13 protein-coding genes and 1 tRNA gene are annotated in these 15,537 nt (G+C 67.6%); 6 read left to right on the top strand and 8 right to left on the bottom strand.

Annotated features, from left to right (window positions below; genetic code table 11):
- Window positions 1-2: 2 nt before the first annotated feature.
- Genes nuoG through J2W78_RS22995 form a run of 7 tightly spaced genes read right to left on the bottom strand, consistent with a single transcriptional unit; the run spans window position 3 to window position 7,545 of the window.
- Window positions 3-2,069 carry an NADH-quinone oxidoreductase subunit NuoG gene (gene nuoG / locus J2W78_RS23025; RefSeq protein WP_253373881.1) on the bottom strand — a complete coding sequence of 689 codons (2,067 nt, stop codon included), beginning with the start codon at window positions 2,067-2,069 and terminating at the stop codon, window positions 3-5.
- A 34-nt stretch (window positions 2,070-2,103) separates the two neighbouring features.
- The gene (gene nuoF, locus J2W78_RS23020) at window positions 2,104-3,405 is read right to left on the bottom strand and encodes an NADH-quinone oxidoreductase subunit NuoF (protein WP_060768783.1); all 1,302 of its coding nucleotides are present in this window, start codon (window positions 3,403-3,405) and stop codon (window positions 2,104-2,106) included.
- Window positions 3,406-3,415: 10 nt separating this feature from the next.
- Window positions 3,416-4,648, bottom strand: a complete 1,233-nt coding sequence (gene nuoE / locus J2W78_RS23015) for an NADH-quinone oxidoreductase subunit NuoE (RefSeq protein WP_253373880.1) — start codon at window positions 4,646-4,648, stop codon at window positions 3,416-3,418.
- 18 nt (window positions 4,649-4,666) lie between these two features.
- On the bottom strand, window positions 4,667-5,857 hold the full coding sequence (locus J2W78_RS23010) for an NADH-quinone oxidoreductase subunit D (protein WP_253373879.1): 1,191 nt from the start codon (window positions 5,855-5,857) through the stop codon (window positions 4,667-4,669).
- Window positions 5,858-5,868: 11 nt separating this feature from the next.
- Window positions 5,869-6,528 carry an NADH-quinone oxidoreductase subunit C gene (locus J2W78_RS23005; RefSeq protein ID WP_253373878.1) on the bottom strand — a complete coding sequence of 220 codons (660 nt, stop codon included), beginning with the start codon at window positions 6,526-6,528 and terminating at the stop codon, window positions 5,869-5,871.
- 11 nt (window positions 6,529-6,539) lie between these two features.
- The gene (locus J2W78_RS23000) at window positions 6,540-7,127 is read right to left on the bottom strand and encodes a NuoB/complex I 20 kDa subunit family protein (RefSeq protein WP_003598199.1); all 588 of its coding nucleotides are present in this window, start codon (window positions 7,125-7,127) and stop codon (window positions 6,540-6,542) included.
- Window positions 7,128-7,179: 52 nt separating this feature from the next.
- Window positions 7,180-7,545: an NADH-quinone oxidoreductase subunit A gene (locus tag J2W78_RS22995; RefSeq protein ID WP_015821657.1), complete on the bottom strand. Its 366-nt coding sequence runs from the start codon at window positions 7,543-7,545 to the stop codon at window positions 7,180-7,182.
- A gap of 606 nt (window positions 7,546-8,151) precedes the next feature.
- On the opposite strand from J2W78_RS22995, the gene J2W78_RS22990 reads away from it, so the two are divergent.
- Both J2W78_RS22990 and J2W78_RS22985 read left to right on the top strand, forming a co-directional pair.
- Window positions 8,152-8,228 (top strand) — tRNA-Asp (locus J2W78_RS22990).
- Between the two features lie 225 nt (window positions 8,229-8,453).
- Window positions 8,454-8,957 carry a CAP domain-containing protein gene (locus J2W78_RS22985; protein WP_253373877.1) on the top strand — a complete coding sequence of 168 codons (504 nt, stop codon included), beginning with the start codon at window positions 8,454-8,456 and terminating at the stop codon, window positions 8,955-8,957.
- A gap of 44 nt (window positions 8,958-9,001) precedes the next feature.
- Here J2W78_RS22985 and J2W78_RS22980 read toward each other — a convergent pair whose 3' ends face one another.
- Window positions 9,002-9,436, bottom strand: a complete 435-nt coding sequence (locus tag J2W78_RS22980) for a pseudoazurin (protein WP_253373876.1) — start codon at window positions 9,434-9,436, stop codon at window positions 9,002-9,004.
- Between the two features lie 294 nt (window positions 9,437-9,730).
- Here J2W78_RS22980 and carB point away from each other — a divergent pair, with 294 nt between their 5' ends.
- The 4 genes from carB (at window position 9,731) to J2W78_RS22960 (ending at window position 15,471) form a co-directional block, all read left to right on the top strand.
- A complete protein-coding gene (gene carB, locus J2W78_RS22975; RefSeq protein WP_253373875.1) occupies window positions 9,731-13,204 on the top strand; it encodes a carbamoyl-phosphate synthase large subunit in 3,474 nt (1,157 codons plus the stop codon).
- A gap of 137 nt (window positions 13,205-13,341) precedes the next feature.
- Window positions 13,342-13,818 (top strand): transcription elongation factor GreA, encoded by a 477-nt coding sequence (gene greA / locus J2W78_RS22970; protein WP_253374122.1) that lies wholly within the window; start codon window positions 13,342-13,344, stop codon window positions 13,816-13,818.
- A gap of 5 nt (window positions 13,819-13,823) precedes the next feature.
- On the top strand, window positions 13,824-14,348 hold the full coding sequence (locus J2W78_RS22965; RefSeq protein WP_253373874.1) for a hypothetical protein: 525 nt from the start codon (window positions 13,824-13,826) through the stop codon (window positions 14,346-14,348).
- Between the two features lie 70 nt (window positions 14,349-14,418).
- Window positions 14,419-15,471 carry a mitochondrial fission ELM1 family protein gene (locus tag J2W78_RS22960; protein WP_253374121.1) on the top strand — a complete coding sequence of 351 codons (1,053 nt, stop codon included), beginning with the start codon at window positions 14,419-14,421 and terminating at the stop codon, window positions 15,469-15,471.
- The last annotated feature ends 66 nt before the right edge of the window (window positions 15,472-15,537 follow it).

Here is a 15,537-nt window from a genome sequence, read left to right as displayed (position 1 = left end):
CCCTATTCGGCCGCTTCGAGGGCTCGGCCTCGGGCGAGGCCGGAACACTCGGCGAGCACCCGCGAGGCGCGGGCGATCGGGTTGGTGAGGTAGAAGTCGGCGACCGGCGAGGAGAAGGTGGCCTTCTCCGTCGCGGCCGGAACCGCGGCAAGCCGATCGAGCGTGGCCGCCGCGTCGGCGGTCTCGACCTGCCCGACCGCCGCGAGATGCGGATGGGCCGCGTACATCGCCTTGCGGAGCGCGACGAGCGAATCGTAGGGCAGGCGCTTGCCGAGCACGTCCGAGAGCGCGCGCAGGATCGCCCAATCCTCGCGGGCATCGCCCGGCGGGAAGCCGGCGCGGTTGGCCATCTGCACCCGGCCTTCGAGGTTGACGTAGGTCGCGCTCTTCTCGGTGTAGGCGGCGCCCGGCAGGATCACGTCGGCGCGGCTCGCGCCCGCATCGCCGTGGGTACCCTGGTAGATCACGAAGGCGCCCGGCCCGATGACGCGCTCGTCGGCGCAGAGGTTGAACACGACGTCGAGGGCACCCGGCTCGATCATCTGCGAGAAGGACAGCCCCCCCTCCCCCGGCACGAAGCCGAGATCGAGGGCCCCGACGCGGGCGGCCGCCGTATTGAGCACGCCGAAGCCGTTCCAGCCGTCGGTCACCGCACCGACATCCTTGGCCAGCGCCGCGGCGGCGGCGAGCGAACCGAGGCCGCCCTCGCCGACGATGACGAGCGGACGCTCGGCCTTCTTCAGAACGTCGAGGAAGCTGTGCTCGCCTTTGGCGATGGAGCCGAGCGTGTCGGTGCCGGCGCCGAGATAGGTGTAGGGGTAGGTCAGGTCCGGCTGCTCGTCGAGGATCAGCCCGATCGAGACCGGGGCCATGCGCCAGCGCTTGCGGATGCGCACGTTGAGCAGCGACGCCTCGGTGCGCGGGTTGGCGCCGACGATGAGGATCGCGTCCGCCTGCTCGATGCCGGGGATGGTCGCACCGAGCGTATAGGCGGCCCGGCCCCAGGCGGGATCGATCGCCTCGCCGGTCTGGCGGGCGTCGAGGTTGGTGACGCCGAGCGAGCCCATCAGCGCCTTGAGCGCGAAGATCTCCTCCGCGCCCGCGAGATCGCCGACGAGCGCGCCGACGCGTTTGGGATTGGCTCCCTTCACCTTGGCGGCGATCGCCGAGAACGCTTCCCCCCAGGAGGCGGGGCGCAGGCGGCCGTTCTCACGAAGGAACGGGCGGTCGAGGCGCTGGAGGCGCAGGCCATCGACCACGTGACGGGTCTTGTCGGAGATCCACTCCTCGTTGATCTCCTCGCTGATGCGCGGCTCGATCTGCATCACCTCGCGGCCGCGGGCGTCGATGCGGATCGCCGAGCCGACCGCATCCATCACGTCGACGGACTCGGTCTTGTGCAGCTCCCACGGGCGCACGTTGTAGCTCTGCGGCTTGTGCACCAGCGCGCCAACGGGGCAGAGATCGGCGACGTTGCCCTGAAGCTCCGAGCCCATCGCCTCTTCGAGGTAGCTCGTGATTTCCATGTCCTCGCCGCGGCCGATGGCGCCGAGATCCGGCACGCCGGCCACTTCCGCGAGGAAGCGGACGCATCGGGTGCAGTGGATGCAGCGGTTCATCGCCGTGCGCACCAGTGGGCCGATGTACTTTTCCTCGACCGCCCGCTTGTTCTCGCTGTAGCGGGTCGAGTCGACGCCGTAGGCCATCGCCTGGTCCTGCAGGTCGCAATGGCCGCCCTGGTCGCAGATCGGGCAATCAAGCGGGTGGTTGATGAGGAGGAACTCCATCACCCCCTCACGCGCCTTCTTCGTCGTGCCCGAGCGGGTGAGAACCTCCGGCGGCTCGCCGTTCGGTCCCGGCCGGCAATCCTTCACCGCGTAGGCGCACGACGCCACGGGTTTGGGCGCGCCCTTCAGCTCGACGAGGCACATGCGGCAATTGCCGGCGATCGACAGCCGCTCGTGAAAGCAGAAGCGCGGGATCTCCGCGCCCGCGATCTCGCAGGCCTGCAGCAAGGTGTAGTCGGCCGGAACATCGACCTCGGTGCCGTCGATGAGGATTTTGGTCATCGGGTCATCTCGAAGGTGAGCATCGGGGCGGCACTCACTCCGCCGCCATCGGCACCGCATCCATGTGCGGGTTGGCGCTGTACTGGTCGATCCGCTTCTCGATCTCGGGCCGGAAGTGCCGGATCAGGCCCTGGATCGGCCATGCCGCGGCATCGCCCAGCGCGCAGATCGTGTGGCCCTCGACCTGCTTGGTGACTTCCAGGAGCATGTCGATTTCGCGCTTCTGCGCGCGGCCGGCGGCCATGCGGGTGAGCACGCGCCACATCCAGCCGGTGCCCTCGCGGCAGGGCGTGCACTGGCCGCAGCTCTCGTGCTTGTAGAAGTACGAGATGCGGGCGATCGCGCCGACGATGTCAGTCGATTTGTCGAGCACGATCACCGCCGCGGTGCCCAGGCCCGAGCCGAGGTTGCGCAGGGTGTCGAAGTCCATCTTGGCGTCGATGATCTGCTCGGCCGGCACCAGCGGCACCGAGGAGCCGCCGGGGATCGAGCAGAGCAGGTTGTCCCAGCCGCCGCGCATGCCGCCGCAATGCTTGTCGATCAGCTCGCGGAAGGTGATGCCGAGCTCTTCCTCGACGTTGCAGGGCTTGTTGACGTGACCCGACACGCAGAACAGCTTGGTGCCGGTGTTGTTCTTGCCGCCCAGCCCCGCGAACCACGCGCCGCCGCGGCGCAGGATCGTGCCGGCCACCGCGATCGACTCGACGTTGTTGACGGTCGTGGGGCAGCCATAGAGACCCATATTGGCCGGGAATGGCGGCTTCAGCCGCGGCATCCCCTTCTTGCCTTCGAGGCTCTCGATGAGCGCCGTCTCCTCGCCGCAGATGTAAGCACCGGCGCCGTGGTGGACGTAGATGTCGAACGGGTAGTCGTGGACGTTCGAGGGACCGACGAGGCGCGCCTCGTAAGCCTCGTCCACCGCGCGCTGGAGCGCGAACTTCTCCGCTACGTACTCGCCGCGGATGTAGATGTAGCAGGCATGCGCGCCCATGGCGAAGGACGCCAGCATGCAGCCCTCGATCAGGAGATGCGGATCGTGCCGCATGATCTCCCGGTCCTTGCAGGTGCCCGGCTCCGATTCGTCGGCGTTGACGACGAGGTAGTGCGGGCGCCCGTCGGACTTCTTGGGCATGAACGACCATTTGAGGCCGGTCGGGAAGCCGGCGCCGCCGCGGCCGCGCAGGCCGGAGCCCTTCATCTCGTCGATGATCCAGTCCCGGCCCATGTCGAGCAGGAATTTGGTGCCGTCCCACGCGCCGCGCTTCTTCGCGGCGTCGAGCCCCGGCGAGTGCAGGCCGTAGAGATTGGTGAAGATGCGATCCTGATCGGCGAGCATGATCCGCTCCTCAGCCCCTGCTGCCGGCGAGGTCGGACGCCTGTCCGACCCAGTTCTCCCGGTCGATCCGGCCCGGGAAGGCGAGGTAAGCGCTCACCCAGGCGACCTCCGGCGGCGACCACGCGGCGACCTGATCGTAGTGCCAGATGCCGAGATCGTTGAGACGGCGCTGGTTGATCGGGCCGACGCCCTTGATCTTGGTCAGGTCGTCCGGACGGTCGTCGCGGGGGGCGTCGAGCCCTTTCGGCCGTGTGCCCGCAGCATCGGCGCGAGCCTCCGGGTTCTCGCCCTCGGGCACGTCGTCGCCAGCACCGACGGTTGCTGGATGCTGCGGCGGCTCCGTGCGCAGGATCTCGTCTTCCTCGACGGCCGGATCTTGGGCGGGCGGCGCCTTCGCGTCGCGCGCGTCGTCCCGATCCTCGGCCTTCACAGGCACTTCGCCGGCGCTCGCCCGCTCGGCGGGCGCATCGACGGCGTTCGTCTCGTTGGCGCGCCCGGAGGAGGGATGGGCAGGCTTGGTCTCGTTCTTGACGCGGGCTTCGGTCGAGGCGGCCTCGTCCTTCTTCACGCCTTCCTCGGCGGCGCCCTCGGTCTGCTCGAAGCGCTTGCGCCACGCGCCGACGCGGGAGCCGTCGAACAGGCTCTCGTCGGTCAGGGTGTTGACCGCATCCTTTGGCTCCGAGGAGACCCGGCCGATCTGCGAACCGACCTTCACGGGGCGGCCGGCGGCAAGATCGTCCATGAGCTTGTTGAGGCTCTCAGGGTTGAGGTCCTCGTAGTAGTCTTGATTGATCTGGACCATCGGCGCGTTGCAGCAGGCGCCAAGGCATTCCACTTCGAGCCAGGAGAAGTTGCCGTCCGCCGAGACGTGTCCGGCGGGGCCGAGGCGCTCGTGGAGCGCCGCCTTCAGTTCCTTTGCTCCGCAGCAATCGCAGGGCACGGTGCCGCAGAGCTGGATCCAGAACCGGCCGACCGGCTCCAGAGCGAACATCGTGTAGAAGGTCGCGACCTCCAGCACGCGGATATGCGGCATGCCGAGTTCGTCGGCGACCGCCTCGATCGCGGCTCGAGGCAGCCAGCCTCCATTCTGCTCCTGTGCCTTCCACAGCAGCGGGATGACGGCCGAGGCCTGCCGGCCCTCCGGATATTTCGCGATCTGGCCGCGAGCCCAGTCAGCGTTCTCGGACGTGAACGCGAAGTCCTGGGGCTGCTCGGCGGCGGGGGCTAGCCTGCGGTTGGCCATGACGTTCGACCCGTCTCCTCAGCGGTCCACTTCGCCGAACACGATGTCGAGCGTGCCGAGCACGCAGGACACGTCGGCGAGCAGGTGGCCGCGGCACATCCAATCCATCGCTTGAAGATGGGCGAAGCCCGGAGCGCGGATCTTGCAGCGGTAGGGTTTGTTGGTGCCGTCGGAGACGAGGTAGACGCCGAACTCGCCCTTGGGCGCTTCGACCGCGGCGTAGACCTCGCCCTCGGGCACGTGGAAGCCCTCGGTGTAGAGCTTGAAGTGGTGGATGAGCGCTTCCATCGAGCGCTTCATCTCCCGGCGCGGCGGCGGCGCGAACTTGCCGTCGATCGAGGCGATCGGGCCTTGGCCGGCGGGCTCGCGCAGCTTGGCCACGCATTGCCGCATGATCTTCACGGATTCCCGCATCTCTTCCATGCGGATCACCTGACGGTCGTAGGTGTCGCCGTTCTTCCCCACGGGGATGTCGAACTCCATCTCCTCGTAGAGTTCGTAGGGCTGCGACTTGCGCAGATCCCACGGGATGCCCGAGCCGCGCACCATCACGCCGGAGAAGCCCCAGGCCATGGCCTCGTCCACCGAGACGATCCCGATGTCGACGTTGCGCTGCTTGAAGATGCGGTTGGCCATGACGAGGTTGTCGAGGTCGTCGACCACCTTCAGGAACGGATCGCAGAACGCGTCGATGTCGTCGATCAGCGCGGGCGGCAGGTCCTGGTGGACGCCGCCGGGGCGGAAATAGTTGGCGTGGAGCCGAGCGCCCGATGCGCGCTCGTAGAAGATCATCAGCTTCTCGCGCTCCTCGAAGCCCCACAGGGGCGGCGTCAGCGCGCCGACGTCCATCGCCTGCGTGGTGACGTTGAGGAGGTGGGAGAGCAGCCGCCCGATCTCGCAGAACAGGGTGCGGATGAGCTGGGCCCGGCGCGGCACCTCGATGCCCGCGAGGCGCTCGATCGCGAGGCAGAAGGCATGCTCCTGATTCATCGGCGCGACGTAGTCGAGCCGGTCGAAATAGGGCGTCGCCTGGAGGTAGGTCTTGTGCTCGATCAGCTTCTCGGTACCCCGATGCAGGAGTCCGATATGCGGATCGACGCGCTCGACCACCTCGCCGTCGAGTTCGAGCACGAGGCGCAGCACGCCGTGCGCCGCCGGGTGTTGCGGCCCGAAATTGATCGAGAAGTTGCGGATATTGTGTTCGGTCATCGCCGCAGCCCTCAGCTCGACGTCTTCTCGTCGCCCGGCAGCACGTAGTCCGTGCCCTCCCATGGCGACAGGAAGTCGAAGTTGCGGAACTCCTGGGTGAGCTTGACCGGCTCGTAGACCACCCGCGCCTCGTCCTGATCGTAGCGAACCTCGACGAAGCCGGTCAGCGGGAAGTCCTTGCGCAGCGGATGACCCTCGAACCCGTAATCGGTGAGCAGCCGGCGCAGGTCGGGATGGCCCGAGAACAGGATCCCGTAGAGGTCGTAGGTCTCGCGCTCGTACCAGTTGGCCGCCGGGAAGACGGGGATCGCCGAGGGCACCGGCGTCGCGGCATCCGTCTGCACCTTCACCCGCACGCGCGTGTTATGGCGCAGGGACAGCAGGTGGTAGACGACGTCGAAGCGGCGCGCGCGCTGGGGGTAATCGACGCCGCAGATGTCGATGAAACAGCGGAAGGCGCACGCCGGATCGTCGCGCAGGTAGGTCAGCGCGTAGACGATGTCGCTGCCCTGGACGACGAGCGTCAGCTCGCCATGGGCGATGGCCCATTCGGTGACTGCCGGACCGAGCGCCCCGGCGATCCGCTCGCCCATGGTCCGCAGGGCGTCCTCGCCCTGAGCGGCCGCGACGGTCCGGCGAAGCGTGATGCCGTTGGTGGTGATGGCCTCCATCGCGCCCTCCCTCACCGCTCGATCGTGCCGATGCGGCGGATCTTCCGCTGCAGCAGCAGGACGCCGTAGAGCAGGGCTTCGGCGCTCGGCGGGCAGCCCGGCACGTAGATATCCACCGGCACCACCCGGTCGCAGCCGCGCACCACCGAATAGGAGTAGTGGTAGTAGCCGCCGCCATTGGCGCAGGAGCCCATGGAGATGACGTAGCGCGGCTCCGGCATCTGGTCGTAGACCTTGCGCAGGGCCGGGGCCATCTTGTTGGTCAGCGTGCCGGCGACGATCATCACGTCGGACTGCCGCGGAGAGCCGCGCGGCGCGAAGCCGAAGCGCTCGCAATCGTAGCGCGGCATCGACATCTGCATCATCTCGACCGCGCAGCAGGCGAGACCGAAGGTCATCCACATCAGCGAGCCGGTACGAGCCCAGTTGATGAGTTCGTCGGCGCTGGTGACGAGGAAGCCGCGGTCGGCCAACTCGTCGTTGATCGACAGGAAGGTCGGATCGTTCGCGCCGATCGGACGGCCGGTTGCGGGATCGATGATCCCTTTGGGCGCCGGCGCGATGTCGGGCGCGCGGGAGAAGGTCGGAGTCAGGGCCATCTCTGCCTCTGAGCGAGAGCGGGAGGGAAACGACGTGGGCGAACCCTTGCCGCTAGTCCCATTCGAGGGCGCCCTTGCGCCACTCGTAAACGAAGCCGACGGTGAGGACGCCGAGGAAGATCATCATCGACCAGAAGCCGAACCAGCCGAGTTCCCCGAAGGTGATCGCCCAGGGAAACAGGAAGGCGACTTCGAGGTCGAAGATGATGAACAGGATCGCCACGAGGTAGAAGCGCACGTCGAACTTCATGCGCGCGTCATCGAAGGCGTTGAAACCACACTCGTAGGCCGAAAGCTTCTCCGGATCGGGGCTCGAATAGGCCACGATGAAGGGAGCAATCAGCAGCGCCGCCGCGATGAACAGCGACACGCCAAGGAAGATGATGAGCGGCAGGTAATCCGCCAATAGGCCGGTCATGCCGCACCTCTCATGTGGTTGCGCGTGAGGATCATGAACGACGGCCCTCGCGACGGCTTTACGGCCCGTGGAATCCCTCGGATGGAATTCCTCCAATGCCAGACTGAGCGCGGGCGAGGCTTAGACGAGCCCCCCCGGCGAAACAAGGGCATTGCGCGTCGCACAATCACCTCATTGGCTGACAGATGGGCACTTTCGTGCACCCGCCCACGGGGCGGATCGGCGCAGTCCTATCGGAACCGGCGGGGGAAGATTTTCATCCATGCCGTGGGGATGGGGCCGCACCGCTGTGAGCGCGGGCGTGCGCCGTTCTGACATCACGAGATGCATCGTCTGGAGGGAGAGAGAGCCCGCGAACCCATCCGGACCGGACGCGACAGCACCTCGATACCCCGCAAGGGCCAAGTGGTGCGCGCCGAGCCGCGCATGCAGAGCGATCAGAGGCGGCGCCGTCCGAGGGGTCGCAGCCGGCCGCCATCGAGGCCTGTTTCGCTTACCGTCGCCGGACCGTCGCATTTCGCGAATCCGCTGCTTGACAGCCCGAGGCGCCCCACCTAAACCCCGCCTCGTCGCCGACACGAGCCCAGCCGGCCGGCGACACAGAACGCGGGCGTAGCTCAGTTGGTTAGAGTGCCGGCCTGTCACGCCGGAGGTCGCGGGTTCGAGCCCCGTCGCCCGCGCCATGTTCCCGATGTCGATTTGACCGGGACACCAAAAATTCCTTCCGCATATATACAATCGATCAGATCGCTGCCTGAGGCACGCTGATGCCGCGCGCTTGGCTCGGCGTGACCGACGCGCCACAAGCCGCGCAATGTGGCGCGTCGGAATGACGGGCGCCCCGGTTTCGCCGCAACGGGCAGGGAAGTGGGCGCATCCGACTCACGCTGCAGCCCTCACCCTCTCCGATGCCGAACCTGCGCCTGTCCGCCGCCGCGACTCTCGTCACCCTGACGTTCGTGAGCCTGACACTTGCCGGATGCGGAGGATCACCCGTTCTCGATGCGGGCGTGCCGGCCGTGCCGATCATTCTCGACGAGCAGGCCGCCGCCGCTGCGATCTCCCGCTACAGGGCGCAGCACGGGCTGAGTTCCGTCGTCATCGATTCCCGCCTGATCACCGCGGCTTCGTTCCAGGCACAAGCCAATGCGCGGGCCGGGCGGCTCAGCCACGAGATCGCCGGAAGCTTCGACAGCCGCATGGCAGGCGTCGGCTTCGGCAAGCGCTACGCCTCTGAGAACCTGAGCGCCGGCTCCGAGACCTTCGATCAGGTGCTCGCCCGCTGGAAGGCCTCGCCGGAGCATAACCGCAACATGCTGATGCCGCAGCTCCGCCGCGTCGGCATCGCCCGGTTCGACGCTCCGGCGACGCGCTACAAGCGCTTCTGGGCGCTGGTGATGGCCGGCGATTGAGGCGAAGCGGCCCGAGCCCCACGCGGCCGGGCCGCCCGTCACCGCTACTGAACCTGCGCGAAGAGCGGATCCAGGCGCTTCTGCGTCAGCTTGTTGTGCTGGACGCTCTTGGCGGCCTCCAGGTTGTCGCGCTTGTCGCCGACCACCACGAGGGCGACCATACCCATCATGTAATGCGGCGCGCATTTGAAGCCGTAGACGCCTTCCTTGTCGAACTTGACCACGGCCTCCTGACCGACGGTCGTCTTGACGGTTTCGGCGCCATCGGGCGCCATGCCTTTGATCGTCTCGACGTTGTGCCCCTTGTCGGTTGGCAGGAACTTGATGCTGTCCCCGGGCTTCAGCCGGATGAGCGCGGGATCGAACACCATCATCCCGCCCGGCCCGCTGTTGAGCATCTTGACCGGCACCTCGTCGGCCGCTGCCGGCAGGGCGACGGCGAGCGTGGCCGCAGCGATCAGCACTCTAAAGATCATCATTCGTTTCCTCGGAATAATTCTTAAGATTGTCGATGAATTCATCGACAATCACGAGATACCGAGTCTTTGACTAAGCATCAAATCATTCATTACTTGCGAAATTGAATTATTATATTTTCAAGTACGCTTCACGCAAAGCATCGCGAGGCCGGACGAGCCGGGCCTTTCAAACCTGCGCGGCTGCGTGTAAACGCGGGGCTTGACGATCATCCCAGCGCCTGCGCCCCCTTGGCGCCGCCTTCGAAACGGCGGTGCGCGAGGGCGAGCGCGCGCGAACTCGATTCAAGGCGCTCAATGCCGAAACGCACCGACATCTCCTCCATTCTCATCATCGGTGCGGGTCCCATCATCATCGGGCAGGCCTGCGAGTTCGATTATTCCGGCACCCAGGCCTGCAAGGCCCTGCGGGAAGAGGGCTACCGGATCGTTCTGGTGAACTCGAACCCGGCGACGATCATGACCGACCCGGACATGGCCGACGCGACCTATGTCGAGCCGATCACCCCGGAGATCGTCGCCAAGATCATCGAGAAGGAGCGGCCCGACGCGCTGCTGCCGACCATGGGCGGCCAGACCGCGCTGAACTGCGCGCTGTCGCTGAAGCGCATGGGCGTGCTGGAAAAGTTCGGCGTGCAGATGATCGGTGCGACCGCCGAGGCCATCGACAAGGCGGAGGACCGCAACCTCTTCCGCGACGCGATGACCAAGATCGGCCTGGAGACCCCGAAATCGGAACTCGCCAACGCCTCGGCCGCCAAGAAGGCCGACCGCGACCGCTATCTCGCCGAGAAGGCGCGCATCGAGGCGGCGCAGTCGGATCCGGCCGTCCGCGCGGCGGCGCTCGCCGAGTTCGATCGGCAATGGAGCGGGGCTGAGGGCGACCGGCGGCGGCGCTACATCGAGCACGCGCTCGGCCAGGCGCTGATCGCGCTCGCCGAAGTCGGCCTGCCGGCGATCATCCGCCCCTCCTTCACCATGGGCGGCACCGGCGGCGGCATCGCCTACAACCGCGAGGAGTTCCTCGAGATCGTCGAGCGCGGCATCGACGCCTCGCCGACCAACGAGGTGCTGATCGAGGAGAGCGTGCTCGGCTGGAAGGAGTACGAGATGGAGGTCGTCCGCGATAAGGCGGACAACTGCATCATCGTCTGCTCGATCGAGAACGTCGATCCGATGGGCGTGCATACCGGCGACTCGATCACCGTCGCCCCGGCGCTGACGCTCACCGACAAAGAATATCAGGTGATGCGCGACGCCTCGCTGGCGGTGCTCCGCGAGATCGGCGTCGAGACCGGCGGCTCGAACGTGCAGTTCGCGATCGACCCGAAGACGGGCCGGATGATCGTGATCGAGATGAACCCGCGCGTGTCGCGCTCCTCGGCGCTGGCCTCGAAGGCGACCGGCTTCCCCATCGCCAAGGTCGCGGCCAAGCTCGCCGTTGGCTACACGCTCGACGAGATCGCCAACGACATCACCGGCGGCGCGACCCCGGCCTCGTTCGAGCCGACGATCGACTACGTCGTCACCAAGATCCCGCGCTTCGCCTTCGAAAAGTTCCCCGGCGCCGAGCCGACGCTGACCACCGCGATGAAGTCGGTGGGCGAGGCCATGGCGATCGGCCGCTGCTTCGCGGAATCCCTTCAGAAGGCCCTGCGCTCGCTCGAGACGGGGCTGACCGGCCTCGACGAGATCGAGATCGAGGGTCTCGGCAAGGGCGACGACCACAACGCGATCAAGGCCGCGCTCGGCACGCCGACGCCGGATCGCCTCCTCAAGGTCGCGCAGGCGATGCGCCTCGGGATCAGCCACGAGGAGATCTACGCCTCCTGCGCGATCGATCCGTGGTTCCTCGAGCAGCTTCAGGCCATCGTCGATCTGGAGAACCGGGTGAAGGCGCATGGCCTGCCGGGGACGCCGGGCGCCTTCCGCCAACTCAAGGCCGCCGGCTTCTCCGACGCGCGGCTGGCCGTGTTGACCGACGCCGACGAGGACGCCGTGCGCGCCGCCCGCCGGGCTCTCGGCGTGCGGCCGGTCTTCAAGCGGATCGACACCTGCGCCGCCGAGTTCAAGGCGCCGACCGCCTACATGTACTCGACCTACGTCGCCCCCTTCGCCGGCCAGACCGCGGACGAGGCGTACCCGTCGGACAAGAAGAAGGTCATCATCCTCGGCGGTGGCCCGAACCGGATCGGCCAGGGCATCGAGTTCGATTATTGCTGCTGCCACGCCTGCTTCGCGCTGACGGAGGCCGGCTACGAGACCATTATGGTCAACTGCAACCCGGAGACGGTCTCGACCGACTACGACACCTCCGACCGGCTCTACTTCGAGCCGCTGACGGCGGAGGACGTACTCGAGATCATCGAGACCGAGCGGCAGGCGGGCCAGCTTCACGGCGTGATCGTGCAGTTCGGCGGCCAGACCCCGCTCAAGCTCGCCCGCGCCCTGGAGGCTGCCGGCGTGCCGATCCTCGGCACCTCGCCGGACGCGATCGACCTCGCCGAGGACCGCGACCAGTTCAAGCGGCTCCTCGACAAGCTCGGCCTCAAGCAGCCCAAGAACGGCATCGCCTACTCGGTCGAGCAGAGCCGGCTGGTCGCGGCCGAACTCGGCCTGCCCTTCGTCGTGCGCCCGAGCTACGTGCTCGGCGGGCGGGCCATGGCGATCATCCGCGACGAGACCCAGTTCGCCGAGTACCTGCTCGGCACGCTGCCGAGCCTGATCCCCTCCGACATCAAGGCGCGCTACCCCAACGACAAGACGGGGCAGATCAACACGGTGCTGGGCAAGAACCCGCTCCTGTTCGACCGCTACCTTTCGGACGCGACCGAGGTCGATGTCGATGCGGTCTGCGACGGTGAGAGCGTGTTCATCGCCGGCATCATGGAGCACATCGAGGAGGCGGGTATTCACTCAGGCGATTCCGCCTGCTCGCTGCCGCCGCGCACGCTCTCGCCCGAGATCATCACCGAGCTGGAGCGCCAGACCAAGGCGATGGCGCTGGCCCTCAAGGTCGGCGGCCTGATGAACGTGCAGTACGCGATCAAGGACGGCGCGATCTACGTGCTGGAAGTAAACCCGCGCGCCTCGCGCACGGTGCCTTTCGTCGCCAAGGTGATCGGCGAGCCGATCGCAAAGATCGCCGCGCGGGTCATGGCCGGCGAGCGCCTCGACAGCTTTGGTCTCAGACGTAAGCAACTCGACCACATCGCGGTGAAGGAGGCGGTGTTCCCCTTTGCCCGCTTCCCCGGCGTCGACGTGCTGCTCGGGCCGGAGATGCGCTCGACCGGCGAAGTGATCGGGCTCGATGCCGGGTTCGGCGTGGCTTTCGCCAAGAGCCAGCTCGGTTCGGGCACGGCGGTGCCGCGCACCGGCACGGTGTTCGTCTCCGTGCGTGACGATGACAAGCCCCGCGTGCTGCCGGCGATCCGACAGCTCTCCAGCCTCGGCTTCACCATCCTCGCGACCGGCGGCACGCAGCGCTACCTCGCGGACGAGGGCATCCCGACCCAGCGCATCAACAAGGTGCTCGAGGGCCGTCCCCACATCGTCGATTCGATTAAGAACGGCGACATCGCGCTGGTCATCAACACCACCGAGGGGGCCGGCGCGCTCTCCGACTCACGCTCGCTCCGGCGGGCGGCCCTCTTGCATAAAGTGCCGTACTACACCACTCTCGCCGGCGCGATGGCGGCGGCCGAGGGGATCAAGGCCTACCTCGAAGGCGATCTTCAGGTCCGCGCCTTGCAGGAATACTTCGCGGCCTAAATAGACGTTCGTGTGCCGGGCGGCCCGCCGAGCGGAAGCGGGCGGCCCGAGAGCACACAATCGAGAGCCGTTATCCCGGCCCGGAAGGAGCGTTTCGCTCCGGCCGGGCCTCTTCATTGTGGCGCGAGACCATGAGCATCGACAAGCTTCCCATCACGGCACGCGGCTACGCAGCCCTCGAGGAGGAGCTGAAGCGTCGCCAGCAGGTGGAGCGGCAGCGCATCATCCAGGCAATCTCCGAGGCGCGCGCGCTGGGCGATTTGTCCGAGAATGCCGAGTACCATGCCGCCAAGGAGGCCCAGTCCCACAACGAGGGCAGGGTGCTCGAACTGGAAAGCATGATCGCGCGGGCCGAGATCATCGATACCTCGAAGCTGTCCGGCTCCAAGATCAAGTTCGGCGCCCGCGTGAAGCTGTTGGACGAGGACACCGAGGAGGAGAAGACCTACCAGCTCGTCGGCGAGCCGGAGGCGGATGTGCGCGAGGGCCGCGTCTCGATCTCCTCGCCCATCGCCCGCGCCCTGATCGGCAAGGCCGTCGGCGACACGGTGGAAGTCACGACGCCCGGTGGCGGCAAGTCCTATGAGGTCGTCGCCGTCGAGTGGGGAGCCTGATCCCCGTGCGCGTCCCCGGCCTCGCGGCCGTGCTCGGCCTCCTGGCCGGGGTTTTGGCCGCGCTCGCGCTCAGCGTCCCGGCCGGGGCGCAGGATTTCGACCAGGCCTTCGACCGGGTCGGCGGGATCACCGTCGATGTGCGCCCCCTGCAGGTCTACGCCCGCGGCCCGCAGACGGAGGTTCTGCGCGCCGATCTGACCGAGGCGATGCGGCGCAGCTTCCGAGACCGCATCGTCCGCGGCGCGCCGACGCTGGTGGTGCGCGTGAGCGGCCTCTCGCTCGCCGCCTATGGCGGTTCGCAAGGCGGTGACCGCAGCAGCTTCGGCGGCAGCGGCACGACGGATTACCTCGACGGCGAGGCGCTGCTGGTCGGCCGTGGGGGCGAGATCCTCGCGCGCCATCCCCAGCTCTCGGCCCTGCCCGCGAGTTCCGGCGGGGCGTGGTACGATCCGGCCTCCGAGCGGCGGCGGGTCGCGGCCCTGGCCGAGCACTACGCGCAGTGGCTGCGGCGCAGGCTCCCGTCCCAGTAAGGCCGGGTTTGGTGGGATCGAAGGTTTGCGTCGCGTGAACGAACAGGGGCTGGTGCAAGGGCTGGTGAAGATGGACGGTAGCGTCCCGCCGCAACTCGCGCGGGCCCGCGCCTGGATCCTCACCGATGGCAAGGCCGGCGACGAGAACCAGTGCATCGGCATCGCCGAGGCGCTCGGCGTCCCCTACGAGACGCGGCGGATTCCGGACGGACGGCCGCTGACCTGGATGGCCCCATGGGGGCCGATCGACCCGCGGGACGCACCGGGCCGGGCCGGCGGCCTGCTGCAAGGCCCGCTCCCCGATCTCCTGATCGCGTCGGGGCGGCGCGCCGTGCCCTATCTGCGCGCCGTGCGCCGCGCCTCGGGCGAGACAACCTTCACGGCCTTCCTCAAGGATCCGCGCACCGGCCACGACACCGCGGATTTCATCTGGGTTCCCGACTACGACGACCTGCGCGGTCCCAACGTCTTCACCACGCTCACTGCGCCGCATCCCGTCTCCCGCGCCCGGCTCGACACCGCCCGCACGACGCCTGATCCGCGTCTCGCGCGCCTGCCCTGGCCGCGCATCGCCGTGCTGATCGGCGGGGACAGCCGGCATCTGCGCTACCGCAAAGCCGACATGCAACGGCTCGTGCGCGATCTCACCAAGCTGGCCGATGGCGGCTGCTCGCTAATGCTGACGGTGTCCCGGCGCACGCCGCCGAACCTGCGCATCGCCCTCGAAAACTTGGTGAAGGACAAGGGCGGTTTCTTCTGGGACGGCAGCGGCGAGAACCCTTACGTCGGCATGCTGGCGATCGCCGACCACATCGTCGTCACCTCCGACTCAGCCAACATGGTGGGCGAGGCCGCGAGCACCGGCGTGCCCCTCCTGCTGTTCGATCTGCCGCGTACCTATATCCGGCATCGGCGGATGTTCGCGGGCCTCGCTATGGCCGGTGCGCTGAAGCCGTTCATCGGCCGCCTGGAGGCGCTGCGCTACGCTCCCATCGACGCGACGCCGGAGATCGCCGCGGCCCTGGCGGAGGCTTATGGGCGGCACCGTGCGCGCTTGGCGGGGGACACGGCGACGGTGCCGCGCCCGGCCGAACGGACGTCGGACCCGCGCGGACCGTTCTGAGCCGGCATCGGGACAGAACGGGCCGTTTGCCCGCGTCGCCCGCTTTGGGAAGAAATTTTTGCCTTC

It is taken from the genome of Methylorubrum extorquens (assembly GCF_024169925.1).
In the GTDB taxonomy this organism is placed as follows: Bacteria; Pseudomonadota; Alphaproteobacteria; order Rhizobiales; family Beijerinckiaceae; genus Methylobacterium; species Methylobacterium extorquens_A.
This window is presented reverse-complemented; position numbering and strand designations above follow the sequence as displayed.